Annotated in this window: 1 protein-coding gene; it reads right to left on the bottom strand. The window is 64.2% G+C overall.

Annotated features, from left to right (window positions below; translation table 11 throughout):
- Window positions 1-254: RHS repeat protein (locus tag MA884_RS27860; protein ID WP_256233489.1), on the bottom strand; the 254-nt coding region annotated here is incomplete at both ends.

Genomic DNA, 254 nt, shown 5'->3' with positions numbered 1-254 from the left:
GTGCTCGCTGCCGTCGGGGTAACGGATCGCCAGCAATTGCCCTTGGGCGTCGTAGTCATAACCGGTGCCCTGGCCGTGCGGATCGATGACCTCGATCACATCGCCCTGGGCGTTGCGCCGGTATTGCCATACGGCTTTGCCGCGCGAACGGGCGTGCAGGAAACCGTTGCGGTATTCGTAGGACGTGGGTTCATCGTCCGGCGGAATCAGCGCCACCAGCCGTCCGGCTTCGTCGTAGCGGTATTCGGTGACGG

The organism is Pseudomonas sp. Q11 (assembly GCF_024494355.1).
Classification (GTDB): domain Bacteria; phylum Pseudomonadota; class Gammaproteobacteria; order Pseudomonadales; family Pseudomonadaceae; genus Aquipseudomonas; species Aquipseudomonas hefeiensis.
Note: the sequence above shows the minus strand (reverse complement) of the source record. Positions and strands in the feature narration are given on the sequence as shown.